At 59.7% G+C, this 23,335-nt stretch carries 23 protein-coding genes and 1 tRNA gene; 16 read left to right on the top strand and 8 right to left on the bottom strand.

Annotation, left to right across the window (positions count from 1 at the left end; translation table 11 throughout):
* Window positions 1-47 precede the first annotated feature (47 nt).
* Window positions 48-482, bottom strand: coding sequence for a RidA family protein (locus tag AC53L6_RS12200; RefSeq protein ID WP_496908024.1), 435 nt, complete (start codon window positions 480-482; stop codon window positions 48-50).
* Between the two features lie 582 nt (window positions 483-1,064).
* Here AC53L6_RS12200 and AC53L6_RS12195 point away from each other — a divergent pair.
* Both AC53L6_RS12195 and AC53L6_RS12190 read left to right on the top strand, forming a co-directional pair.
* A tRNA-Arg gene (locus tag AC53L6_RS12195) sits at window positions 1,065-1,140 on the top strand.
* 409 nt (window positions 1,141-1,549) lie between these two features.
* On the top strand, window positions 1,550-2,683 hold the full coding sequence (locus AC53L6_RS12190) for a slipin family protein (RefSeq protein WP_496908023.1): 1,134 nt from the start codon (window positions 1,550-1,552) through the stop codon (window positions 2,681-2,683).
* A gap of 449 nt (window positions 2,684-3,132) precedes the next feature.
* Here AC53L6_RS12190 and AC53L6_RS12185 read toward each other — a convergent pair whose 3' ends face one another.
* Window positions 3,133-3,558 (bottom strand): class I tRNA ligase family protein, encoded by a 426-nt coding sequence (locus AC53L6_RS12185; protein ID WP_496908022.1) that lies wholly within the window; start codon window positions 3,556-3,558, stop codon window positions 3,133-3,135.
* A 60-nt stretch (window positions 3,559-3,618) separates the two neighbouring features.
* Here AC53L6_RS12185 and AC53L6_RS12180 point away from each other — a divergent pair, with 60 nt between their 5' ends.
* Entirely contained in the window at window positions 3,619-5,916 is a 2,298-nt protein-coding gene (locus AC53L6_RS12180; RefSeq protein WP_496908021.1) for a xanthine dehydrogenase family protein molybdopterin-binding subunit, read from the top strand.
* On the top strand, window positions 5,894-6,985 hold the full coding sequence (locus tag AC53L6_RS12175; RefSeq protein ID WP_496908020.1) for a T6SS phospholipase effector Tle1-like catalytic domain-containing protein: 1,092 nt from the start codon (window positions 5,894-5,896) through the stop codon (window positions 6,983-6,985). Before AC53L6_RS12180 ends, AC53L6_RS12175 begins: the two co-directional genes overlap by 23 nt.
* 43 nt (window positions 6,986-7,028) lie before the next feature.
* Here the strand turns inward: AC53L6_RS12175 and AC53L6_RS12170 are convergent, their stop codons facing one another.
* Both AC53L6_RS12170 and AC53L6_RS12165 read right to left on the bottom strand, forming a co-directional pair.
* Window positions 7,029-7,511, bottom strand: coding sequence for a PaaI family thioesterase (locus AC53L6_RS12170; protein WP_496908019.1), 483 nt, complete (start codon window positions 7,509-7,511; stop codon window positions 7,029-7,031).
* A 128-nt stretch (window positions 7,512-7,639) separates the two neighbouring features.
* Complete coding sequence (locus AC53L6_RS12165) at window positions 7,640-8,509, bottom strand: methylenetetrahydrofolate reductase (RefSeq protein WP_496908018.1); 870 nt, start codon at window positions 8,507-8,509, stop codon at window positions 7,640-7,642.
* 88 nt (window positions 8,510-8,597) lie between these two features.
* Between AC53L6_RS12165 and AC53L6_RS12160 the strand changes: the two genes are divergently transcribed.
* Window positions 8,598-9,503, top strand: a complete 906-nt coding sequence (locus AC53L6_RS12160) for a LysR family transcriptional regulator (RefSeq protein ID WP_496908017.1) — start codon at window positions 8,598-8,600, stop codon at window positions 9,501-9,503.
* Between the two features lie 60 nt (window positions 9,504-9,563).
* Here the strand turns inward: AC53L6_RS12160 and curA are convergent, their stop codons facing one another.
* A complete protein-coding gene (gene curA, locus AC53L6_RS12155) occupies window positions 9,564-10,601 on the bottom strand; it encodes an NADPH-dependent curcumin/dihydrocurcumin reductase (protein ID WP_496908016.1) in 1,038 nt (345 codons plus the stop codon).
* 110 nt (window positions 10,602-10,711) lie between these two features.
* Here curA and AC53L6_RS12150 point away from each other — a divergent pair, with 110 nt between their 5' ends.
* Window positions 10,712-11,497: an inositol monophosphatase family protein gene (locus AC53L6_RS12150; protein ID WP_496908015.1), complete on the top strand. Its 786-nt coding sequence runs from the start codon at window positions 10,712-10,714 to the stop codon at window positions 11,495-11,497.
* A 33-nt stretch (window positions 11,498-11,530) separates the two neighbouring features.
* Here AC53L6_RS12150 and AC53L6_RS12145 read toward each other — a convergent pair whose 3' ends face one another.
* Window positions 11,531-11,914 (bottom strand): GFA family protein, encoded by a 384-nt coding sequence (locus AC53L6_RS12145; protein ID WP_299210500.1) that lies wholly within the window; start codon window positions 11,912-11,914, stop codon window positions 11,531-11,533.
* Window positions 11,911-12,645 carry a rhomboid family intramembrane serine protease gene (locus tag AC53L6_RS12140; protein ID WP_299210498.1) on the bottom strand — a complete coding sequence of 245 codons (735 nt, stop codon included), beginning with the start codon at window positions 12,643-12,645 and terminating at the stop codon, window positions 11,911-11,913. Before AC53L6_RS12140 ends, AC53L6_RS12145 begins: the two co-directional genes overlap by 4 nt.
* A gap of 187 nt (window positions 12,646-12,832) precedes the next feature.
* On the opposite strand from AC53L6_RS12140, the gene AC53L6_RS12135 reads away from it, so the two are divergent.
* The 3 genes from AC53L6_RS12135 (at window position 12,833) to AC53L6_RS12125 (ending at window position 14,679) form a co-directional block, all read left to right on the top strand.
* The gene (locus AC53L6_RS12135) at window positions 12,833-13,321 is read left to right on the top strand and encodes a hypothetical protein (RefSeq protein ID WP_496908014.1); all 489 of its coding nucleotides are present in this window, start codon (window positions 12,833-12,835) and stop codon (window positions 13,319-13,321) included.
* A gap of 86 nt (window positions 13,322-13,407) precedes the next feature.
* Window positions 13,408-13,698: a hypothetical protein gene (locus tag AC53L6_RS12130; protein WP_299210494.1), complete on the top strand. Its 291-nt coding sequence runs from the start codon at window positions 13,408-13,410 to the stop codon at window positions 13,696-13,698.
* A gap of 15 nt (window positions 13,699-13,713) precedes the next feature.
* On the top strand, window positions 13,714-14,679 hold the full coding sequence (locus AC53L6_RS12125) for an NADPH:quinone oxidoreductase family protein (protein WP_496908013.1): 966 nt from the start codon (window positions 13,714-13,716) through the stop codon (window positions 14,677-14,679).
* Window positions 14,680-14,897: 218 nt separating this feature from the next.
* On the opposite strand, the gene AC53L6_RS12120 is transcribed toward AC53L6_RS12125, so the two are convergent.
* On the bottom strand, window positions 14,898-15,881 hold the full coding sequence (locus AC53L6_RS12120; protein WP_496908012.1) for a DMT family transporter: 984 nt from the start codon (window positions 15,879-15,881) through the stop codon (window positions 14,898-14,900).
* 104 nt (window positions 15,882-15,985) lie between these two features.
* Between AC53L6_RS12120 and AC53L6_RS12115 the strand changes: the two genes are divergently transcribed.
* From AC53L6_RS12115 to uvrC, 7 genes are all read left to right on the top strand, one after another.
* A complete protein-coding gene (locus AC53L6_RS12115) occupies window positions 15,986-16,504 on the top strand; it encodes an SRPBCC family protein (RefSeq protein ID WP_299699127.1) in 519 nt (172 codons plus the stop codon).
* Between the two features lie 106 nt (window positions 16,505-16,610).
* Window positions 16,611-17,546 (top strand): ABC transporter ATP-binding protein, encoded by a 936-nt coding sequence (locus AC53L6_RS12110; RefSeq protein ID WP_496908011.1) that lies wholly within the window; start codon window positions 16,611-16,613, stop codon window positions 17,544-17,546.
* On the top strand, window positions 17,543-18,304 hold the full coding sequence (locus AC53L6_RS12105; RefSeq protein WP_299598097.1) for an ABC transporter permease: 762 nt from the start codon (window positions 17,543-17,545) through the stop codon (window positions 18,302-18,304). Before AC53L6_RS12110 ends, AC53L6_RS12105 begins: the two co-directional genes overlap by 4 nt.
* Window positions 18,305-18,373: 69 nt before the next feature.
* Entirely contained in the window at window positions 18,374-19,171 is a 798-nt protein-coding gene (locus AC53L6_RS12100; RefSeq protein WP_496908010.1) for a S49 family peptidase, read from the top strand.
* 179 nt (window positions 19,172-19,350) lie between these two features.
* Window positions 19,351-20,301: a calcium/sodium antiporter gene (locus AC53L6_RS12095; protein WP_299210572.1), complete on the top strand. Its 951-nt coding sequence runs from the start codon at window positions 19,351-19,353 to the stop codon at window positions 20,299-20,301.
* Window positions 20,301-21,101, top strand: coding sequence for an SDR family oxidoreductase (locus tag AC53L6_RS12090; protein ID WP_496908081.1), 801 nt, complete (start codon window positions 20,301-20,303; stop codon window positions 21,099-21,101). The genes AC53L6_RS12095 and AC53L6_RS12090 overlap by 1 nt, the downstream gene beginning before the upstream one ends.
* A gap of 288 nt (window positions 21,102-21,389) precedes the next feature.
* Window positions 21,390-23,276 (top strand): excinuclease ABC subunit UvrC, encoded by a 1,887-nt coding sequence (gene uvrC / locus AC53L6_RS12085; protein WP_496908009.1) that lies wholly within the window; start codon window positions 21,390-21,392, stop codon window positions 23,274-23,276.
* Window positions 23,277-23,335 lie beyond the last annotated feature (59 nt).

Genomic DNA, 23,335 nt, shown 5'->3' with positions numbered 1-23,335 from the left:
CGCTCGACTTTCGCAAAACTGAAAGCCGGATCGCGCACTAAATTGAGCTATTGATGCATCTCCTGCGTGGTTTCAGGCAGGATGAAGCGGTCCAGCGGGATCTCTGCGATACCGGTGATCTCGATCAGCAGTCTGGGGTCATAAAGGGACGAAACTTCCAAAGTGGTTGTCACAGGAAAGGGCGCTTCAAAGAAGTTCGCCCTGATCTCGCTGCACTGCATGAACGCCTGAATATCCGTCGTGAATTGCTGAAGGGACACGATGTCGCTCATCTGTCCACCCATCGCACCAAGGATGTCGGCCACGTTGTGCAAGACTTGTGTCACCTGAGCCGACATATCACCGTCACCGACAATCTCGCCGTCACGGTCGAGTGCGACCTGTCCTTTGAGGTAAATCGTCTTTCCGCCACCCGAGATGACGGATTGTGAGAAGGCCCCGAACGGGCTCCAGATATTGGGTGGATCGAAGCTCTTTGCCATGCTGCGCCCTTTCAGCCCTGAAACAGGGGGTGGTCGAATGTCGAATGCTGCAAGGCGACCTTACCGCTTTGAAACCACGCAAGCGATGGAAAGTCTCAGGGCGTTCACTGTACCCACATTTCCAGCACGATGGGCGAGGGGCTGACCTTGCGGCGGATCATCCAAAAACGCTCTGGACGTGGTGTGTAAGGCACCGCCCGGAAGGACCAAACGGTGCGGCGATTTGCCGGTCGGCCTTGTCTTTGAATGGTGGGGCAAAGGCGCTTCTTGTGACCGACGAGCGGCGCGATCCTCGGGCCATGTTGATCAAGACGAAATCTTGTGCCGTGGTCAGGGGCGTTTGCAGTGCTACGAGGCCACAATCTCACCCCTTCCTTTTCATTTGTTGCGCTACGGCCACAGGGTTTCCGGCGCGTCATTTCCACTGTTGAGCGAATCCCGCGTCCCATGGATACAGCGCCTCCCGACAGTTCAGGTCGGACCCTAGCGGCAAGAGGTGATCACTCTTCCGGTGCGGGCGGCGCTGCCGACCTCGTATACCAGGGCCGGGTTGACCAAAGGGACGTGGTTTAGGTCCACGCACGATGTGTAGCTCAATCGGTAGAGCATCAGACTGCGAATCTGAGTGTCGCGGGTTCGACTCCCGTCGCAACGACCATGGGTAAAGTGGAAACACTTTGGGTTCGACTCCCACAAGGGCTGTCAAAGGCTCTCACATTTTTGGATCCGGGGTTGCCCCAGCAGGGGCGGACCTCGCGGCATGATGGCTTCGGGCATTGCGCCAAGGGATCCGCACCTGCTCTGACCTCGGGTCGGGCACGTGACTGACGGCGCGCGGGCGCAGGTCCAGGCCGGGTGGATTTCGATCCACCCCATGCCCCGACCGGTGCTCAGACGTCCTCTCGTTGGGGCCCCACCTTTGGTTTTGGCGCGGGGCGGCTCCGGGTCTTTCCCGCCCGTGACCGGGCTTCACACCTGTCAGCCATGATGGCTGCAACCCTCTGAGACCAAGAAGGAGTTCGCGCTTTGCGACGACGATGATCCGAAAGATATGAAGGAGACACGACATGACATTGATAGATTTTGTGATGGGACGGCGGATGCTGACCCTGACGGAAACCGAGCGGGCGCTGGTGATGCGCAAAGGCCGGTTTGACACCATCCTCGGGCCCGGACGGCACGGTATTGCACGGCGCAACACCGACGTTCTGCGGTTCGACATGTCGGAGCCTCACTTCAAATCGGACTACATCGACGCGCTTGTGAAAACGCGGCCCGATCTGGCCCATGCGCATCTGACTGAGGTGCGGACCGGAACCGATGAGGTGGCGATCCTGAGCCGGGATGGCCGGGCGTTCGAGGTGGTGACACCCGATCACCGGACTTTTGTCTGGACCGATGCGGGGCCGTGGACGGTGGATCGGATTGACCTGACTGAGGGTCACGAGGTGCTTGTTGCGCTGGCGCAGCGGCTCATGCGGTCGGGTTTGACCCGGGCGCTGACCTCGACCGAGGTGTCGGCGGGTCACGTGGGCATCCTGTCGATCGACGGGGTTGTCACACGGCAGCTGCCCTCGGGCACGCACTGGTTCTGGATGCTGGGCCGGAAGCACGGGGTCAAGCTGGTTGACACACGGTGGCAGGCCCATGAGGTCGGCGGGCAGGAGATCCTGACCCGGGACCGGGTGTCGCTGCGGGTGAACCTGTCGGCCGACTACCGGGTGACCGACCCTATGCGGGCGGTGGCAGAGGCGCGGGACTTTGTCGGTGCGCTGCATCTGTCGCTGCAGCTGGCGTTCCGGAAAACTCTTGGGGCGCTGACGCTGGACGAGGTGCTGGCCGACAAGGTGTCGGTCAGCGCGGATGCCGCGGCTCAGGTGCGGACCGACATGGCGGCCCTGGGCATCGAGGTGGGTGAGATCGCGCTCAAGGACGTGATTCTGCCCGGCGAGATGCGGGAAATCCTGAACCAGGTGGTTGCGGCCCAGAAAGAGGCCGAGGCCAACGTGATCCGGCGGCGCGAGGAAACGAACGCCACACGGTCGCTGCTCAACACGGCCAAGGTCATGGCAGAACATCCCGTCATGCTGCGGCTGAAAGAGCTGGAAGCGCTGGAAACGATTGCCGGCAAGGTCGAGCGGCTGACCGTACACAACGGGGCCGAGGGGCTGATGCGGGACATCGTCCGGCTGCAGGACTGAAGCAAAGGGCCGATCCGGGGTGATCCCGGATCGGCCCGTTTTCTTTCGGACGCGGGCAAGCCGCGACGCGATTGGTTTTTTGAATGGGGGCTCTGCCCCCAAACCCCCGAAGTTTGTCTGGCAAGATGAAGAAGGATCAGAGTTCTTTGAGGCGGGTGGGGGCTCCTTGGAGTTTTTGAGGTGTGATTTTTTCGCCACGTCGATGACGTCAGCGATGGGCAGGCCGAAGGTGTCGCCGGAGACGGCGAGCGCGATGGTGCCTTTGGGGAGCCTTGCGTCGCCGTTTTGAGCCTGGCGAAGCGCTGACGGCGCGCCTTTTTGCGTGTTTAGGAGGTTTGGATCTGCGGCTCGAACCCTTTGAGTAGGCAAGGAATGTTAGCACTGGCGGGCACATGAATTTGCGCGGGGGCGAAGCGGATGGCTTCAATCAGTTTGATCACCCAGTTGAGTTATCTGTCGGCTTCACTGTTGACCAGATCGGTGGTGAAGGTGGACCAGTTGCTTGGGCCGTGCCTTTGCTGCCAAAGGCTTTCGATGATGAAGGGTGTGATCGGATGCAACAAGATCAGGCATTGGTCGAATGTTTGGGCGTAGGTGGCTTCGTTGATAAGGGGCTTGCCGTTGAACGGCATGTGCGCCGTCGCGCCCATCGGGATGTTGTTGCGTTTGGTGACCCGATAGTCGCCGAAGTCGTGGGTGCCCGCGATCTTGACCGTGCCGGAGCCGAATGTCGCGTTGGGGTATTCGTCGGGATCAAAGATCGAGCTGTTCGCGACAGCAAGGGCCACGGGTGCTGGGCCAGCGATGTCGGCTCGCGCGCGGGCCTCTACGGTGCCGGATGCGGGCAAATCGGCGTCGCAACTGGTGCTGGACACTGCGCGTGCACGCGATAGGTTCGCCCGTGACAATGCCCCTCGGCAGACAGGAGTGTCCCCATGGAAAAATTTGGCAAATCCCAGCCCGTGAAACGCCGCGAGGATGTGCGGTTCTTGACCGGAGAGGGGCGCTATGTGGATGACATTGCCCCGGCGAACGCTTTGCAGACCTTCGTGTTCCGGTCGCCGGTCGCGCATGCTGTGATTACCGAACTGGATGTGAGCGACGCGCGCGAGGCCGACGGAGTGCATGCCGTCTATGTTCTGGCAGACCTCGAAGCGGCAGGCATGAACGTTGGCATGCAGGGCGCGACGGTCAAGAATCGCAATGGCACGGATGGCGCGGCACCTGAGCGGCCCATTCTGGCGCGCGGCCATTTGCGCTTTGTGGGCGAGCCCGTTGCCGTTGTCGTGGCCGAAACACTGGCGCAGGCCCGTGACGCGGCCGAGATGATCATGCTCGATTATGATGATCTGCCCGCCAAGATGGACATGGCATCGGGTGGCGAGGTGGTACACACCGAAGCGCCGGACAATGTGGCCTACGATTGGCATATGGGTGACGAGGCGGCGACCCAATCGGCCTTTGACGCAGCGGCGCGCATCGTGTCGCTGGATGTGGGGGACAACCGTGTCATCGTGAACTCGATGGAGCCGCGCGGCTGCTATGCAGAGCCCGAAGGGGACCGCGTGCATGTGGCCATCAACGGGCAGGGCGTGTGGGGCCCGAAAGACCAGTTGGCCAAGGCGCTGAACGTTCCAGCAGACGATATCCGCGTGACCAACCCGGATACGGGCGGTGGTTTCGGGATGAAGGGGATGATGTACCCGGAATACTTCGTTGTCGCCCATGCCGCCCGTGCCCTGAAGCGTCCCGTGCGCTGGATGTCCGAGCGGACCGAGGCGATGCTGTCGGACAATGCAGGCCGCGATCTGACCTCGCTGACCGAACTGGCTTTTGACGAAAACCATCGCATCATCGGCTACCGCGTGTTCACCGAGGCGAATATGGGCGCCTACAACTCGCAATATGCGCAAGCCATTCAGACGCAGCTGTTCAGCCGCGTGCTGACCGGGGTTTATGACATGCCCGCGGCGTATCTGCGCTCCGTGGGCTACTACACCAACACCACGCAGGTGGACGCCTACCGGGGCGCGGGGCGGCCCGAAGCGATCTACATTCTTGAGCGCGCCATGGACCGTGCTGCGCGTGAATTGGGTGTGGATCCGCTTGAACTGCGCCGCATCAACTTCATCAAGCCCGCGCAGTTCCCCTATGACACGCTGGTCGGTGAAACCTATGATGTGGGTGATTTCGAAAAGGTGCTGACCCGTGCCGAGGCAGAGGCGGATATCCCCGGCTTTGCCGCGCGCAAAGCTGCCGATGCGGCAGAGGGGCGCCTGCGCGGTCTGGGCCTGTGTTACTATATCGAAAGCATTCTGGGTGATCCTACCGAAAGTGCGAAGGTTGAATTCACAGAAGAGGGCCGTGTGAACATCTATGTCGGCACCCAATCGAACGGGCAGGGGCACGAGACGGTCTATGCCCAGTTCCTTGCCGATCAAACCGGAATCCCTGTGGACATGATCGACGTGGTGCAGGGGGACAGTGACCGGATCAAGCAGGGTGGCGGCACGGGGGGATCCCGGTCCGTGACCGTGCAGAACACCGCGACGCTGGCGACGGTGGATGTGATGCGCGAGGCGTTTGTAGCGTTCCTGAGCGAGGAAGAGGGGGTGCCTGCCTCCGATATCTCCTTTGATGATGAGCAGTTCCGGATGGAGGGGTCGAACATGACGCCGACCATGCTCGAGGTGGCCGAGATGGCCCGCGAGAAGGGGCGCGAGGACCTGCTGGTGCATGAACAGCGCACCAAGCTCGAGGCGCGCAGCTTCCCCAACGGCTGTCATGTTACAGAGGTTGTTGTGGATCCCGACACGGGTGTCGTGGCCGTGGACCGTTATGCTGTCGTTGACGATTTTGGCAATCTTATCAACCCGATGCTGGCCGAAGGGCAGGTGCATGGCGGGGTTGTTCAAGGCATCGGACAGGCGCTGACAGAGCATGTTCAGTTCGACGAGGACGGCCAATTGCTCACGGCAACGTTCATGGATTATGCCTTGCCCCGCGCCGATGACGTTCCTTACATCGGGTTTACGTCAGAGCCGGTTCCGTCAACCGCGAATGTCATGGGCATGAAAGGATGTGGCGAGGCTGGCACGGTTGGTGCGTTGGCTGCGGTGTCCAACGCGGTGCAGGACGCGCTGTGGGAGCACGGCGTGCGGCAGGCGGATATGCCATTCACACCGATGAAGGTTTGGGACTTGATGAAAGATGCTCGGATCGCGGCTGAATAATGCCATCTCGAACTGGTTGAAGAACCGGTTCGGGGCAGGCTTGCCAAAAGTGGCCCCGCCGACGCGGGGCCAAACGATCCACGTCATCATCATCGATGGCACCATGTCGACGCTGGAACCCGGCGATGAAACCAACGCCGGACTGACGGCCAAGCTGCTCGGAGAGATGGGCAGCGAGGTGTCGCTCTATTACGAACCGGGTCTGCAATGGTCGCATTGGCGCAAGGCGGGTGACGTGATCTTCGGTCGCGGGATCAATCGGCAAATCCGGCGCGCCTATGGCTATCTTTCGTCGCGCTACCGGCCCGGGGACAAGGTATTCCTGCTTGGATATTCTCGCGGGGCTTATGCCGTGCGGTCGTTGGCGGGCATCATTGATCGTGTGGGGTTGCTGACGCCAGAGGCGGCAACGGAGCGCAACATTCGCGACGTCTACCGCCATTACGAGTGCAGCCCTGACGGCGATGCCGCGCGTATTTTCGCGCGAAACAATTGCCATGCGCAGGTCGAGATCGAGATGATCGGGGTGTGGGATACCGTGAAATCCCTTGGGCTGAACATGCCGTTCCTGTGGCGGCTGAGTGCGCCGCGCCATGCGTTTCACAACCATCAACTGGGCAGGTCCGTGAAACACGGGTTTCACGCGGTGGCCCGGAACGAAACCCGCGTCGCCTATGCCCCCGTGATGTGGGACACCACCCGGGACTGGGACGGGCATCTGGTCCAGATGTGGTTTCGCGGTGTGCATGGCGACATTGGCGGGCATCTCTCGGGGCGGCGCGCATCGCGCCCGCTGGCCAATATCCCGCTGGTCTGGATGCTGGAACAGGCGGACGCCTGTGGCTTGCCCTTGCCCGAAGGGTGGGCCACGCGGTTCCCGCAAGATGCCGAAGCGCCATCCATGGGAACCTTTGCGGGCTTCGGCAAATGGTTTGTCACCCGAAAACCGCGCCGCGCTGGGCTGGACCCGTCAGAGCGTGTTCACCCCTCTTTGACGCAGGCCCCGCCACCACGATCCTGGTCGGAATGGGTGGCCGATCTGCGTGGAACGGGGGCCGACGCTCTTTGATCCTGAGCGGATCAAATTCGCCCCGCCCACCGTCCCAGGTGGGTCAGCGCATTTTCATGATGATGCAGGTTGTGGAGCCCGTGGCATAAAGCTTGCCATCGTCGACACCGCGAATTTCGCCCGTCGCGACACCTGTGCTGCGCCCCGCGTGATCGACACGCCCAATACACGCGATTTCCATGCCCAATGGGATGCCGCGCGTCAGATTGATCTTGTATTCAAGCGTTGTGTAGACCGATCCGGCGGGCACCTTGGTCATCACGGCGCAAGCCATCGCACTGTCCAAAAGCGTGCCGTACCAACCGCCATGGACAGTTCCCATCGGGTTGGTCACGTCGAATTCCGGCGTGCCGCGGAAGGTGACCAGGCCGTCCTGTACTTCATGTAGGGCATATCCCAACGTGTGGCCGATGGGTGGTCCGGGAACGGTGCCGTCCAGAATACCCCGCATGAAGTCGAGGCCAGACATAGACAGGAGCTCGTCTTGGCTGGGCAGGTCCGTGATGCTTTGGGCGAGGCGGGGCATGTCTGTCTCCGGCTTGTTTTGCCGAGACGGTAGTGCGATCAGACCGATTGGTCTAGTGGCAAGTGAAGGAAAGGGTCAGCCCCCGCTTTGCGGACGCCACGGGAGTTGACTTGGCGAGACGAAGTCGATCAGGCGACGTTGCGCATTTGCCTGGGCCGAACGAGGCCAAGGGCGCGACAGACTTTGAGCGTGAGGTCGGGACGATTGAGCGTGTAGAAATGCAGCTTGTCCACCCCTTCGGTGATGAGCGTGTCGCACAGGTCGGCGCAGTGGGTCAGGGCAAAGAGTTGTGCCCGGTCTTCGCGGTCGGCCCGGTCAAACGCGGTTGCAGTCGCCACCGGAATGGGCGTGCCGCATCTTTCTGCAAAGCTGCGCGCGCGCGTCCAGTTGGCCACGGGGAAGATACCTGGCGTGATGGGCGCGGTGATGCCGGCAGCCGCGCAGGCATCACGGAAGCGCAGGAAGCTGTCGGCCTCAAAGAAGAACTGGGTGATCGCTTCGGACGCGCCTGCCTCAATCTTGGCCTTCAGCCAGTCAATGTTTTGCTGGGCCGAGGCCGCGTCCGGGTGGCTATCGGGGTAGGCGCCCACGCGGATGGTGAACTGGCTCATATCCGACAAGGCGCGGATCAGATCGACACTGTCCGTAAAGCCGTCTGGGTGCGGTGCGAAGGCGCCGCCGCCCTGTGCATCGCCGCGCAGGGCCACGATGTCCTTAACCCCGCTGGCCGCATATTTCTCTGCGGTACGCAGAACGTCGTCGCGGCTTTGACCCGTGCAGGTCAGGTGCGCTGCAACCGGCAGGCCGGATGTCTTGCGCAGGGTCCGGGCGGCTTCCTGTGTCAGCGACTGTGTCGTTCCACCCGCGCCATAGGTCACGGAGACAAAGCGCGGGTTCAGGGGGGTGAGCGCCTGCACCGTGTCCCACAGGTGGAATGAAGCGTCGAGGGATTTGGGTGGAAACGTCTCGAACGACAGGGCGACATTGGGCGTGGGCATGCGGCAGGCTCCTTTGGGCTTGTTGTACAATGCCCTGACGCGTATCTTGAGGCAAATTCATAACTCTCAAGATAAACATGAGTTCCGTATGCATATCGAGTTTCGCCATCTGCGCACGATCAAGGCCATTCACGAAGCCGGTGGCTTGGCACGTGCCGCGGATCAGTTGCACATCACCCAGTCAGCGCTGAGCCATCAGATCAAGGGGCTGGAGGCTCAGGCCGGTGTGGAGCTGTTCGTGCGCCGCTCGAAGCCATTGAAACTGTCAGCGGCGGGCCTGCGCTTGCTGCGGTTGGCCGAACAGGTCTTGCCGCAGGTCGAGGCAGCGGCAGCGGAGTTTTCCTCCTTGCGCGACGGGTCCTCGGGTCGCTTGCATATCGCCATCGAATGTCACGCCTGTTTCGAGTGGCTGTTCCCGGTGCTCGAAATGTTTCGCAAAAGCTGGCCGGATGTGGATGTCGATATTCGCCCGGGCCTTGCCTTTGATGCACTGCCCGCGCTGATGAAGGAGGAGGTGGATCTGGTGGTGTCTTCGGACCCTGAAAATCTGCCTGGGGTGACCTTTGTCGAACTCTTTGATTACGCGCCGGTTTTTGTAGCTGCATCATCCCACCCGCTGGCACAGAAACCATATGTTGATGCGGCGGATTTTCGGGATCAGACCTTGATCACCTATCCGGTGGAACGCACCCGGCTGGACGTGTTCAGCCAATTGCTGATCCCGGCCAAGGTGGAGCCTGCGGCGGTGCGGCAGGCCGAGTTGACGGCGGTGATTTTGCTGTTGGTGGCGTCAAATCGCGGTGTTTCTGTATTGCCCGATTGGGTGGTGCGCGAGGTGAAGTATTCGAGCGACTACGTTACTCGTCCGCTGACCAAGGAGGGGTTGACCCGGCGGCTGTATGCGGCGGTGCGGGATGATGATCTGGGCAAACCGTATATGGGTAAGTTGCTTGATCTGGCGCGCGTTGAAGCGCGGAAGCTTCAGGCGGCGTGAGCTCGGGGCTGGCACTGTTTGCTGCGCAAATGCGCCCACCCACCGACCCAACAATCCGTGTCACACAAGTTTGACGATCTGTTTGCCGACATTTTTTCCTTCGAGCAGACCGATGAAAGCCGCAGGCGCGTTTTCCAGCCCCTCGGCGATGTCTTCAACAACCTTGATCTCGCCATTCAGGACTTTGGGGGCGACTTCTTTCAAAAAGCTTGGCAGCCGGTCCCAATGGTTTGAGATGATGAAGCCGTTGACGGACAGGAATTTGACAAGGATAGGCCGCCAGAGTGCGGGGGCGGACAGCGGTGTGTCGGCCCCGGCGCCCAAGCCCCCGGCGTTGTACCACGAGATCATACCGCAGACCGGGATACGCCCATGTGGGTTCATCAGTGGCATGACTGCTTCCAGAACCTTGCCGCCCACGTTTTCGAAGTAGATGTCGATGCCCTTGGGGGCTGCGTCCTTGATCGCGGCGCGGAGCGAGCGGGCATCTGCGTGAGCGCGGTGATCGATGCAGGCGTCGAAGCCGAACGTGTCAGTTGCGAGTGCGCATTTATCTGCGCCGCCTGCAATGCCGACGGTCCGCAGGCCAAGGGATTTGGCAAGCTGGCCGACCATGGAGCCGACGGGGCCTGTGGCGGCCGCGACCACGAGCGTTTCGCCCTGTTTGGGCCGTCCGTATTCCATCAGTCCGTGCCAGCCGGTGAAGCCTGGCATGCCAAGGACACCGAGGGCTGCGGTGAGCGGGCCCATGTTCGGGTCCAACTTGCGAAGCATCTTGGCGTCAGCCACCGCATGGGTGGCCCAGCCGAACATGCCCAAGACCATTTCGCCGGGCGTAAAGCCGTCAGCGTTGGACGTCAGTACTTCGCCCACGCCGCCGCCTTCCATCGTGCCGCCGATCGGTACAGGCGCCGCGTAGGACTGGGCGTCGTCCATGCGCCCGCGCATGTACGGATCCAGTGACATGTAGTGGACGCGGACAAGAACCTCACCTTGCGCAGGCTCTGGGATGGGGGCAGTTTCAAGGGCGAAGTTGTCTGGTGTCGGGGCACCCGTGGGGCGGCTGGTGAGTGTGATGTGCTGCATTTGGTCGGGCATTGTGTATCCTTTCCTGTTGGCATCAGTCGATCAGTCCCGTGCCCCCTTGGCAACCGTGTATCCGCGGCGTATAGCGCGCCCTTGATCTTTCCCATCTCCGGAGCATCCCGATGCAAGGCAGCGCAAATCTCAACATCATGATGAAGGCCGCGCGCAAGGCAGGCCGTTCGCTGGTCAAGGACTTCCGCGAGGTGGAGAACCTGCAGGTGTCGATGAAGGGCGCGGGCGATTTTGTGTCCAAGGCCGACCTCGCTGCCGAAGAGATCCTGAAGGAAGAGCTGCGCACCGCACGTCCGAACTATGGCTGGTTGGCCGAAGAGGGCGGCGAGGAAGACGGCGAAGACCCCACGCGCCGCTGGATCGTGGACCCGCTGGATGGCACCACGAACTTCCTGCACGGTCTGCCGCATTGGGCCGTATCCATCGCGCTTGAACACAAGGGTCAGGTCGTGGCCGGCGTCGTCTATGACGCGGCCAAGGACGAGATGTTCTTCGCCGAAAAGGGCAACGGTGCCTTCATGAACGACAGCCGCTTGCGCGTGTCGGGGCGGCGACAGCTGATCGAGAGCGTGTTTGCCACCGGGCTGCCCTTTGGCGGGCGGTCCGATCTGCCCGAGACACTGAAGGAACTGGCACGCCTGATGCCCACTTGCGCCGGGGTCCGTCGCTTTGGCTCGGCAGCGCTGGATTTGGCCTATGTCGCGGCGGGTCGCTATGACGGCTATTGGGAACGGCGCCTGAACGCGTGGGATTTGGCCGCTGGCTTGCTGATCGTGCGTGAAGCGGGTGGGCTGGTCGAGCCCCTGACCGAAGGCGGCAGCATCCTAAAAGATGGCGAGATCATCTGTGCCAACGAACACATGTTCGCACCCCTGGCCAAGATCATTCGCGTTTAAGACTTTAAAGTCGCGCGTCGATCGGACCTCAGTCTAGCGGCTCTCCGGCTTCTTATCCGGAGCCGCATCCGACGGGTGATTCACCCCATCATGCCACGGGATCGGTTCGTGGTCCGCCGGGTTCACCCCGTCAAGCGCACCCATGTTCACCCCGATCTCGTCGGGGTTCGAGCGGCGGTTGTGGTACATGTATATGCCGCAGACATTGCAAAAGTGATGCTTGGCCGTTTTCGTACCCCATTGATACGTCGTCAGGTTCTCCGCGCCCCTTATGATCCTGACGCCATCCTTCGGCGCGGTGACGGCGGGCGCGGCCCGGCGGCGGCAGAAGGAACAATCGCACCGCCCGGCACTCGCCAAACCGTCGCTCAACGTGACCTCAAGCACGACGGCACCGCAATGGCATGACGCTCTCATCGCCGCACCTTTGGGATGCGAGACATCGCATAACGGGCCTCGGGATGGGGCGGGTGCCCTGCGGTGCGCTGCCAGAATGCGGGCCCCCCGCGCCTGAGCCAGACCGGAATGGTCAGAAGTATGCCCGCGACAAAGCCGCCTGCATGCGCCCAATACGCCACGCCCCCGCCGTTCGGATCGCTGCCGACGCCACCCACAAACTGCATGCCGAACCAGATGACCAACATGATCCAGGCGGGAATGGGGAAGATGCGAAAGATGATGATCAGGATCAGCAGAATGTCGACACGCGCCTTGGGAAACAGCAACAAATACCCGCCCATCACACCGGCAATGGCCCCCGACGCACCCACCACCGGCACCACCGACCCCGGGGCAGACAGAATGTGGATCGCACTCGCCGCGATCCCGGTGGTCAGGTAGAAACCAAGGAAAGGCATATGCCCCATTTCGTCCTCCACATTGTCGCCAAAGATGTACAAAAACAGCATGTTGCCTGCCAGATGCAACCAACCGCCATGCAGGAACATGGAGGTGAGCAGCGTCGAAAACCCGTCCCCGGACAAGATGCGCGCGGGGATCGCGGCATAGTCGAAAAAGAAACGGTTCAGCGCGCGCTCATCGGCAAACAGGCTGACATAGCTCAGGAACACCACCACGTTGATCGCCATCAGGGCGTAGGTGACATAGGGCGTGCGTCCGGAAGGGTTGTGGTCACGGATTGGAAACATGCAGCCACAGTTGGGGTTGGCGTAGCAAGCGTCAAGGACTCAGGGGCCCGGCCCGTCATTTCCCACCGACCGCTCCATGCGTCAAAGCGCAGTTTTCTAAGCAAACGGGAAAATTTCGCCAAACAATTGTCTTTTTTCCGCGGTAACACGTTTGCAACACGCTCATTGCTGACTGGAAAAATGCAAGATGGCCACAGACCCAACGTCGAAGACAACGCCCGATATGTTCCTTGAACAAGAAGCGGGGCGCTATCACTACAACCGTGTCTTCACCTTCATATCCTGGTGTTTTTTCGGCGTAGCAATGCTGACGCCGCTGGCGACGGTCCATGTTTTTGCGGATCCGTCCAGTTCTGACATGCAAAACATAAAGGCACTGATTGCGCTTTTGCTCAGCCCGATCCTGGCGTTGACGACCTACAGCCTCGCCCGGAACTTCAAAGAGATCAGGATTGATCGCGCGGGCATCAAGGTGATGCCCTATGGCCTGCACATCGCATCCGAACATATCGATGACATCCGCTACGGCAAAAACTTCGCGGGCGTCAGAACGATCGAGATCAAGGTAAACAAGCCCTACAGGGTGTTCCAGATGGCGTTGTGGTCGCTGGGTCGCAAAGTAACACTGGGCTTCAACCCGAAACTGTTCAGCTCTGCCCACGGTGAAGCGAACTAGGGACAGGTGCCAGTGATGGTTTGATCCCGCAGGGGGCGAAACATCCTGGCCGCCTTGCGTATTGGCAAGGTGGCGCCCATGCGGCAGTGTTCCGGATTGGCGTCTTTGACGAAGCGCGCTACCATTGGGATATGCAGCCTGAGCAACCCAACCCCCTGATCCGCCTGTTCCTGAACAGCACCGCTGTGGGATTTGCGCTTTCGGCCGTGTTCGTCACGGGCATCTGGTTGCTTGACATTGCGGGCATTCACACACGTGCCGCACGCAGTGACGATGCGTTCCTGATCCTCTTCATCCTCTGGTTCTTCCATGGCCTCCTGTTCGGGGCCGTGCAGATCAGCTATGTGGTCTGGCAAATCGGTCGGGACGACCAATAGACTAGGGGAACCACAATGCGCGCCATGCAAGTCACCGCCCTCGGGCAGCCGCTCGAACTGCGCGAGATCGATACGCCAACCCCCAAGGCAGGCGAGGTGCTGGTGCGCATCCACACCTGCGGTCTCAACTTCGGCGACACGCTGATCGTCAAGGGGACCTATCAGGAAAAACCGCAACTCCCCGCCACCATCGGGATGGAAATGTGCGGCACTGTCGAGGCATTGGGCGAGGGCGTCACGCACTTGACCAAGGGCCAACGCATCGCCGCCTATGCGGGCTTTGGCGGGCTGGGCGAATACGCGGCGCTGTCCGCCAACATCTGCGTGCCCATCCCCGATGACATGACCGAGGTGGATGCGGCAGCCTTCCTCGTGGCCTATGGCACCAGCCACGTCGCGCTCGACTACAAGGCGCACCTGAAACCGGGTGAACGGCTGCTCGTGCTCGGTGCGTCGGGTGGGGTCGGCCTCACCGCCGTCGAGCTGGGCAAGCTGATGGGGGCAGAGGTGATCGCCTGCGCCCGGGGCGCCGACAAACTGAAAATTGCGTCTCATGCAGGGGCCGACCACCTGCTCGACAGCAACATCTGTGATCTGAAGGCGGATGTGAAAGCTTTGGGAGGTGCGGATGTGGTCTATGACCCTGTCGGCGGCGACCTCTTTGATGCGGCGCTGCGCGCCTGCAACCCCGAGGCGCGCCTTCTGCCCCTTGGCTTCGCCTCTGGCACCGTCCCTCAAATCCCCGCCAACTACCTGCTGGTCAAGAACCTGCATGTGCTCGGCTTCTATTGGGGCGGCTACATGCGGGTGAACCCATCGGTGCTGACCGACAGTTTCAAGGTGCTCTTTGGCTGGTATGCCGAAGGCAAGCTGAAACCCCATGTCAGCCATGTGCTGCCGCTGGACCGCTCGAACGAAGCGCTCGACCTGCTGCGGACACGCAAGGCGACGGGCAAGGTCGTGATCCAGGTCGACGGCTAGATCTTACCCAAAAGTTATCGGACCCGCGCAAACCTTAACGCGGCAGCAAAGTTAACAGGGTGTGACTGCACTCTGCGCGAGGAGAATGCGCAGTTTTGGCCGCAAAATGCGCGGTTTTCTGGAAACAAGCTCGAACCCCCTGTTTTCGCGGGGTGTAAAATACGCGGTTTCCGCCTCAAAATGCGCAGTTTTGCGGCATCAGCGCACCGCGCGGTGCCTTAACCATTGCGTCCCCGGACAGGCCGCCGGTCGCCACCCCGCGCTTTTTGTTGTTCCCGCAGAAACACAAACAGACCTGCGCCCAGGATCAGAAGAATGCCGATCCAGACCTCAAGTACCGGCAAATCCCCAAATACCGCCCAGCCCCAGAACACGGCCAGGGGCAGACCAACGTATTCGAAGGGTGCAACTGTTGCCGCATCGGTCAGGCGGTAGGCTTGGCTCAGGCAATACCCGATGATGGCTGAGTTTACGCCCAGCCCGAAAAAGACCCATATATCAGCACCTTGCGGCCAGACCCAAGCCCGCAGCAGAAAGATCACCGATCCGTTTGTCGCGCCTTCGGCATACCGCCCATCACCGGCGACAGCGAAAAAGCCCAAGGATACGATGACAAAGGTCGCCTGGATATAAACCGCCATGGCGCTGGCCTTGCTGGCCACACCCAGTTTCCGCGTAAGTATTTGATTTAACGCATAAGTCAGGGCCGCCAGCACCGGCAGCAGCAACACAACCCGGCTCACCTCAAGCGTATCCGCGTCCGCCCAGGGGCGTTGCATGATGACAACCCCAGCAAATCCAACGGCCACCGCCGACAGTCGCAAGACACCAACCCGTTCACCCAGAATTGGTATAGATAACAATGTGATAAACAGGGGTGCGACAAAGAACAGGGCCGTCACATCTGCCAGTGGCAGCACCGCGAGCCCCACGAAAAAAGTCATGTTGGCAATGACAATCAGAATGCCCCGCAGCGCGTGCTGCCATGGGGTGTTGGTGCGCAGAATGCCAAAGCCACCTTCGTACTGTACGATGATCAGGCTGAACAGAATGCCGATGCCAGAGCGCGCAAAGACAATCTGATGCAGTGGATAGTCTCCTGATAACTGCTTGATAAGCATGTCATTTATCGAGATGCAGAATACAGCGATCAGCACGCATAAAATGCCCAGCCCAGCGATGTTCTGACGTGCGTTGTCCATATTTTCAGCCCTATCACAGCATAGAACCGAATGGCTTGCGAATAGCGCATAGCGCAATTGCATGCGCTGCGGTATCACGGGCCAAAGAGCAAGGGAGCCTCCTCATGCAAATGTCCGATACCCGCCAGATCGCAGCCACCCCGTCCGAGGTCTATGCAGCCCTTCTGAACCCCGAAGTGCTCAAGGCATGTGTGCCCGGCGCGACCGAGGTGACAGGGACCCCCGAAGACGGGTTCGAAGCGTCCGTGACCCAAAAGGTCGGCCCGGTTAAGGCGACTTTCAAAGGTCAGGTGACCTTGTCCGAAATGATTGAGAATCAAAGCCTTACAATCACTGGCGAAGGCAAGGGAGGGGCCGCTGGCTTTGCCAAGGGCGGCGCCGAGGTGCGCATGGCCGAAGTCGATGGCGGAACAGAGCTGTCCTATGATGTTGAGGCGAAAGTGGGCGGCAAACTGGCCCAGCTTGGCAGTCGCATCATCGACGGTTTTGCCAAGAAGATGGCCGATCAGTTCTTCACCAACCTGCAGGACGCATTGGAAGGGCCGGCCGCACCCGAAGCGGAAGCCGAAGCAGAAGATACGCCAAAGAAGGGTTGGCTTGGCCGCCTGACGGGCAAAGAATAGCGGTGCACATGCGGCTGTGCGTGGGCGCGCTGGCGCCGCGTTCCCGCGCAGCATAATTCTGCGCCATCCAATAATTTTGATCCATCCGAAATGAGCCGGAGTATTCATGGCGACGATCCTGAGTATCCAGAACCTGCGTAAATCCTATGCAGGCGGTTTCGAGGCGCTCAAGGGCGTCAATCTGGACATTGAAGAAGGCGAGATCATTGCTCTGCTTGGTCCCAATGGCGCAGGCAAGACGACTTTGATTTCAACGGTTTGCGGCATCACAATGCCGACCTCGGGGACGGTGACAGTTGCGGGCTATGACATCCTCAACAATTACCGGCAGGCGCGTGGCCTGATCGGCTTGGTGCCCCAGGAAATCGCGTTGGAGCCGTTCGAAAAGGTTGTCAACACGGTGCGCTTTTCCCGTGGCCTGTTTGGGAAGGGACGCAAGGACAGCGCGGTCGAAGACATCCTGAAACGCCTGTCTTTGTGGGACAAGCGGGACAACCAGATCCGCGAATTGTCCGGTGGCATGAAACGTCGCGTACTGATCGCCAAGGCATTGGCCCACGAACCCCGGGTGCTGTTTCTCGACGAACCCACGGCGGGTGTCGATGTGGAGCTGCGCAAGGACATGTGGGAAATTGTCGAGCAATTGCGGGCGGATGGCGTCACCACGATCCTGACCACACACTACATCGAAGAGGCTGAAGCCATCGCGGATCGGGTCGGTGTCATCAGCAAAGGCGAAATCCTGTTGGTCGAAGACAAGGACACCCTGATGGCCCGTATGGGTAGGAAGCAACTGGATGTTCAACTGACAACGCAACTGGACGCCGTGCCCGATGTGTTGGCGGCCTATGACCTGAGATTGGGTGATGGTGGTTGGACGTTGATCTACAGCTACGACGTGAATGCAGAACGCACCGGTATCACCAAACTGCTGAATGACGTTCAGGCATCGGGCCTACAGCTTCGTGATGTTGTCACCCGTCAATCCAGCCTTGAAGATATCTTTGTCTCACTGGTCAACCAGCCGAAGGAGATGGCATGAACTGGACTGCGATCCGTGCTATTTACGTCTTTGAAATGGCGCGCTTTTTCCGAACCATCGCGCAATCCCTAATTTCGCCTGTGCTGTCCACATCCCTCTACTTTGTGGTGTTCGGCGCCGCCATCGGCAGCCGTATAGATCAGGTGGAGGGCGTCAGCTATGGCGCGTTCATCGTGCCCGGCCTCATCATGCTGACGGTGATGACCCAAGGCATTTCCAACGCGTCCTTCGGCATCTACTTCCCCAAGTTCATCGGGACAATTTACGAGCTGCTCTCGGCACCCATCAGCTTTCTTGAGATCGTGATGGGCTATGTCGGGGCGGCTGCCACCAAGGCGATGTTTATCGGGATTATTATCCTGATCACGTCGTTTTTCTTCGTAGATATCCAGATACAAAACCCCGCGGCCATGATCGCATTTCTGATCCTGACTTGCGTCAGCTTTGCGCTGTTTGGCTTTATCATCGGCATCTGGGCGGGCAACTTCGAGCAGTTACAACTGGTGCCGCTGCTAATTGTGACCCCACTCGTATTCCTTGGCGGGTCGTTTTATTCCATCTCGATGTTGCCGCCGGTCTGGCAGACGATCTCAATGTTCAATCCAGTTGTCTATCTGATCTCGGGTTTCCGCTGGGCGTTCTTCGGTGTCGAGGATGTGCCGATACTGACATCCCTGGTGGCCATCGCAGTGTTCACTTCGCTGTGCCTGGGGGCGGTCTGGTGGATCTTCAAGACGGGTTGGCGCATTCGGCAATAACGTTACGACGCGCAACTCCTTTTAATTGCGGCCTTGTTCTGTGTGGGGCTGCATTCTACATGGGCTTGGATGAAACGCTGGATCCCTTTCATGAAATCCGACCCGACAGTCGCCGTTGTGCGACTGCAAGGGGTCATTGCCGGTGGGTCGCGCGGCACGCTGAACGATCAGGCGCTGGCCAGTTCCCTTGAAAAGGCGTTCAGCCGGGGAAAGCCCGCTGCTGTCGCACTCGAAATAAATTCGCCAGGCGGCAGTGCGGTACAATCCTCGCTGATCGGTGCACGCATTCGCAGGCTCGCTATTGAAAAAGATGTGCCCGTCATCGCGTTCGTCGAGGATGTGGCCGCGTCCGGTGGATATTGGCTGGCAGCAGCTGCGGATGAAATCTATGCGGATCCGTCTTCAGTGGTCGGGTCCATTGGCGTGATCTCTGCCAGTTTCGGTGCGCATGAGTTACTGACACGACAGGGTGTTGAACGCCGGGTTTATACGGCAGGCAAGTCCAAAAGCATGCTGGACCCGTTCCGCCCGGAAAAGCCCGAAGATGTTGAGCGTCTGAAGGGGCTGTTGAACGACATTCACACGAATTTCATCGAGCATGTGAAAGCCCGCCGCGTGGGCAAGCTTGATGCCGAAGCCGACTTGTTTGCGGGTGAAGTCTGGTTGGCGGAAAAGGCCAAGGCGTTGGGGCTGATTGACGGGATCGGGCACCTCAAGCCCATGATGCAGGACCGGTTTGGCGACAAGGTGAAGTTCCGCCAGTATGGCGTACGACGTCCTTTCTTTGCCCGATTGGGGGCGCATCTGATGGAGGACGCCGTGTCATCCATCGAAGAACGCGCGGCCTACGCCCGGTTTGGACTGTAAGTCATGATGTCCAAGATCGTCCTTCTATTCCTTGCCTTCATTGCGGTGTTGGCCGTCTTTGGCAAACTGCACTGGATCGGGGGTAAGCGATTGGCAGCTGCCAAATGTGCTTGCGGACGGTATCGGATTGGAAAGGGCAAGTGCAGTTGTGGACGGGGTGGAACCTGATGGCGGTTGCAATGCCGTGGCTTCTCAGCGGGCTTGGCCTCGTCATCCTGCTGCTGGCGGGGGACTCGCTCGTCAAGGGGGCCGTGAACTTGTCATTGCGCCTTGGCGTGCCAGCACTGATCGTAAGCCTGACAATTGTTGCATTTGGGACGTCTGCTCCTGAGCTTCTGATCGCCATTCAAGCTGTTTTGGAAGGTGCCCCGGGCATCGCCATTGGTAATGTCGTGGGCTCCAACACGGCCAATATCCTTCTGGTTTTGGGCATTCCGGCTTTGCTGGCGACAATGCACACCTCCGAATGCGAAACAAAAAAGACCTACAACTTCATGATTGCGGCGTCGATTTTGTTCATCGCATTGGCGTTCCGCGGCAAATTTGACTGGATCGCAGCGATCGTTTTGCTGTCCGCGCTTGCATTCGTGCTGTGGGATGCCGCGCGCGAAGCCAGCGGTCACCGTGCTGCCTGTGCCGATGCCACGGTAGATGAAGAAGAAATTGAAGGGGTGGATCCAGATCTACCTGGCTGGCGTATTGCGATTTTTCTGATCCTTGGCCTGATTGGCCTGCCGTTGGGCGCGGATTTGCTGGTCGACAATGCAACGATCATTGCCAAAATGTACGGGGTCAGTGACACGGTGATCGGTCTCACGCTTGTGGCTGTGGGCACGTCCCTGCCTGAGCTGGCCACAACCGTTATGGCCGCACTGCGCAGGCAGGCGGATGTCGCTTTGGGCAATGTAATCGGATCGAACATGTTCAACCTGCTCGCCATTATTGGCGTGGCCAGCTTTGTCGGTACGATCCCCGTGGACTCCGCGTTCCTAAGGTTCGACCTCTGGGTCATGCTGGGGGCATCGATCCTGCTGGTGCCGTTTGTCTACATGCGCCGTGATATCACCCGGGTGTGGGGCGTGATCTTGACCGTCCTCTATCTGACCTATCTGGCTATCGTATTAAGCTGATTTCAAAGAGGGAGGGTGCGATGACGCGCGCACTAGTAACAGGGGCAGGGCACCGCCTGGGCCAGGCTATGGCCGTCTATCTGGCGGGGCGTGGATATGACGTGGCTGTACACTACGCCAGCTCAGACAAGGGCGCGCGCGAGACAGTCGCACAGATCGAAGCCAAGGGGCAGCGTGGTGTTGCCTTGCAAGCCAACCTGCTGGACGAGGCTGACACACAAACGCTGTTCGGACGCGCCGTGGATGCGTTGGGTGGTCCGATCACCTGCCTGGTGAACAATGCCTCCATCTTCGAATACGACACCGTAGAGAGCGCCACCCGGGACAGCTGGGACCGGCACATGGAAAGCAATCTGCGCGCGCCGTTCGTACTGACACAGGCCATGGCGGCCCAGGGGCTGATACCCACGCAAGACGATATGAATGAGCCGGTCGCGGCCGGGCTGATCCTCAACATGGTGGATCAACGTGTGCGCAAGCTGACGCCCGAATTCACGACCTACACCATCGCCAAGATGGGGCTCTGGGCGCTGACCCAGACCAGCGCACGGGCGTTGGCACCGCATATTCGTGTGAACGCGATTGGACCGGGGCCGACACTACAAGGCGGGCGTCAAAGCGCCGAGCATTTTGCCAAGCAACGGGCAGCAACTGTGCTGTCGCGTGGATCAAACCCTGCGGACATTGTTGGCGCTTTGGGGTACTTCCTCGATTCACCGGGCATCACGGGGCAGCTTTTGTGTGTCGATGGGGGGCAGCACCTGGCGTGGGAAACACCTGATGTGATCGGGGTCGAGTAGGTGACGCTAGGTGAGTTTTGCACTGGATTCATTTTGGTTACAAAACTGTTACCAAAAGCCCTGTGATTTCAGTGACTTGTTGCTTGTGTAATAAAAATATACGTGAAAACAATGCGTTAGATATGTGCCTAAAAATTAGGCATTTCAGCGAAACGCCCAAAAAACAAAGAAAAAACCTCAACGCCCAGAAGTTACCCGCACACTTATCCACATGATCCGTGGATGCAAGTATGCTTGATCGGCCAGTCAAATAAGTGCAGCCACAACAGGAAAGACAGCACGAATCGCATGGAGAAAAACGAGCCATCCTCACACGCCCAAATTGAACACCCCGCGCCCGTCGGGCACGAGGTGATCCAGGGCTATCTCAAGACGTTGGATTCATCCCCCGGCGTCTACAGGATGCTCGACCGTGAGAGCCGGGTGCTCTACGTGGGCAAGGCGCGCAACCTGCGAGCGCGGGTGTCGAACTACGCAAGGCCCTCAGGTCATAGCGGTCGGATTGCCCGCATGATCTCGATGACCGCGTCGATGATGTTCCTGACCACGCGAACGGAAACCGAAGCGCTGTTGCTGGAACAGAATCTGATCAAGCAGCTCAAGCCGAAATTCAACGTGCTGCTGCGGGACGACAAGAGTTTTCCGAACATCCTTGTGACGGGCGATCACGCCTATGCGCAGATCAAAAAGCATCGCGGGGCAAAAAAGCAGAAGGGGGCGTATTACGGACCTTTCGCCAGCGCAGGTGCGGTGAACCGCACGCTGAACCAGCTGCAAAAGGTGTTCCTGCTGCGCAATTGCACCGACTCTATGTTCGAGAGCCGCACGCGCCCCTGCTTGCTATACCAGATCAAGCGGTGTTCTGGACCATGCGTGGGCCTGATTTCGGAAGCCGACTACGCTCAATCGGTCAAGGATGCCGAACGCTTCCTGTCCGGCAAAAGCACTGACATTCAGGCAAAACTCGCAGATCAGATGCAGCAGGCATCGGAAGAGATGGAGTTTGAACGCGCTGCTGCCCTGCGCGACCGTATCCGTGCGATGACACAGGTGCAATCGGCACAGGGTATCAACCCGCGCGGTGTGACGGAGGCTGATATCATCGCGCTTCATATGGACAGCGGACAGGCTTGTGTGCAGGTGTTTTTCATCCGGGCGAACCAGAACTGGGGCAACCGCGATTTCTATCCGCGCGTGGGGGCCGACGTGGACGCGGCGGAAGTGCTCGAAGCGTTCCTAGGCCAGTTCTACGACACGAAGGAACCGCCCCGGCAATTGATCCTGTCAAACGAGATCGAAAACCCCGATCTGATGGCCGAGGCGTTGACGCAGAAGCTGGGCCGTAAGGTTGAGTTGCTGGTGCCGCAGCGCGGGGAAAAGGCAGAACTCGTCGATAGCGCGCTGCGCAATGCCCGTGAAAGTTTGGCCCGCAAGATGGCCGAAAGTGCCACACAGGCCAAGCTGCTGCGTGGGCTTGCAGAGGCGTTTGAACTGTCTGAACCGCCCGAGCGGATCGAAGTCTACGACAACTCTCACATTCAGGGCACCAATGCCGTCGGTGCAATGATTGTCGCTGGCCCGGACGGGTTCATGAAAAACAGCTACCGCAAGTTCAACATTCGGGGCGATGACCTGACGCCAGGCGACGATTTCGGGATGATGAAAGAGGTGTTGCACCGCCGTTTCAAACGGCTGCTGTCCGAAGACCCCGATCGGGCCAAGGGAATGTGGCCGGACCTGCTGTTGATCGACGGCGGGGCAGGGCAGGTGAGTGCCGTTGCCCAGATCATGGCCGAACATGGTGTTGAGGATATCCCGATGGTCGGCGTGGCCAAAGGTGTGGACCGCGATGCCGGCAAAGAAGAGTTCTACCGTGTCGGCCAACGCCCGTTTGCGCTGCGCCACAATGATCCGGTGCTGTATTTTGTGCAGCGTATGCGAGACGAGGCGCACCGCTTTGCCATCGGTACGCACCGTGCCAAGCGAGCCAAATCAAATATGAAGAACCCGCTGGATGATATTCCCGGCGTGGGTGCGTCGCGCAAGCGTGCACTGCTGGCGCATTTCGGGTCGGCCAAGGCGGTCAGCCGTGCCAATCTTGCGGACCTCAAAGCAGTGGATGGTGTATCCGAGGGGCTGGCGCAAAAAGTCTATGACTTCTTCCATGATCAGTAGGGCTTGTTAGTGCGGCTTGATACATGATCCATCGGCTCTTCCCGCTCCTGCAAGTTCAC

The sequence above is a fragment of the Tateyamaria sp. LSS28 genome, assembly GCF_059611725.1.
This window is presented reverse-complemented; position numbering and strand designations above follow the sequence as displayed.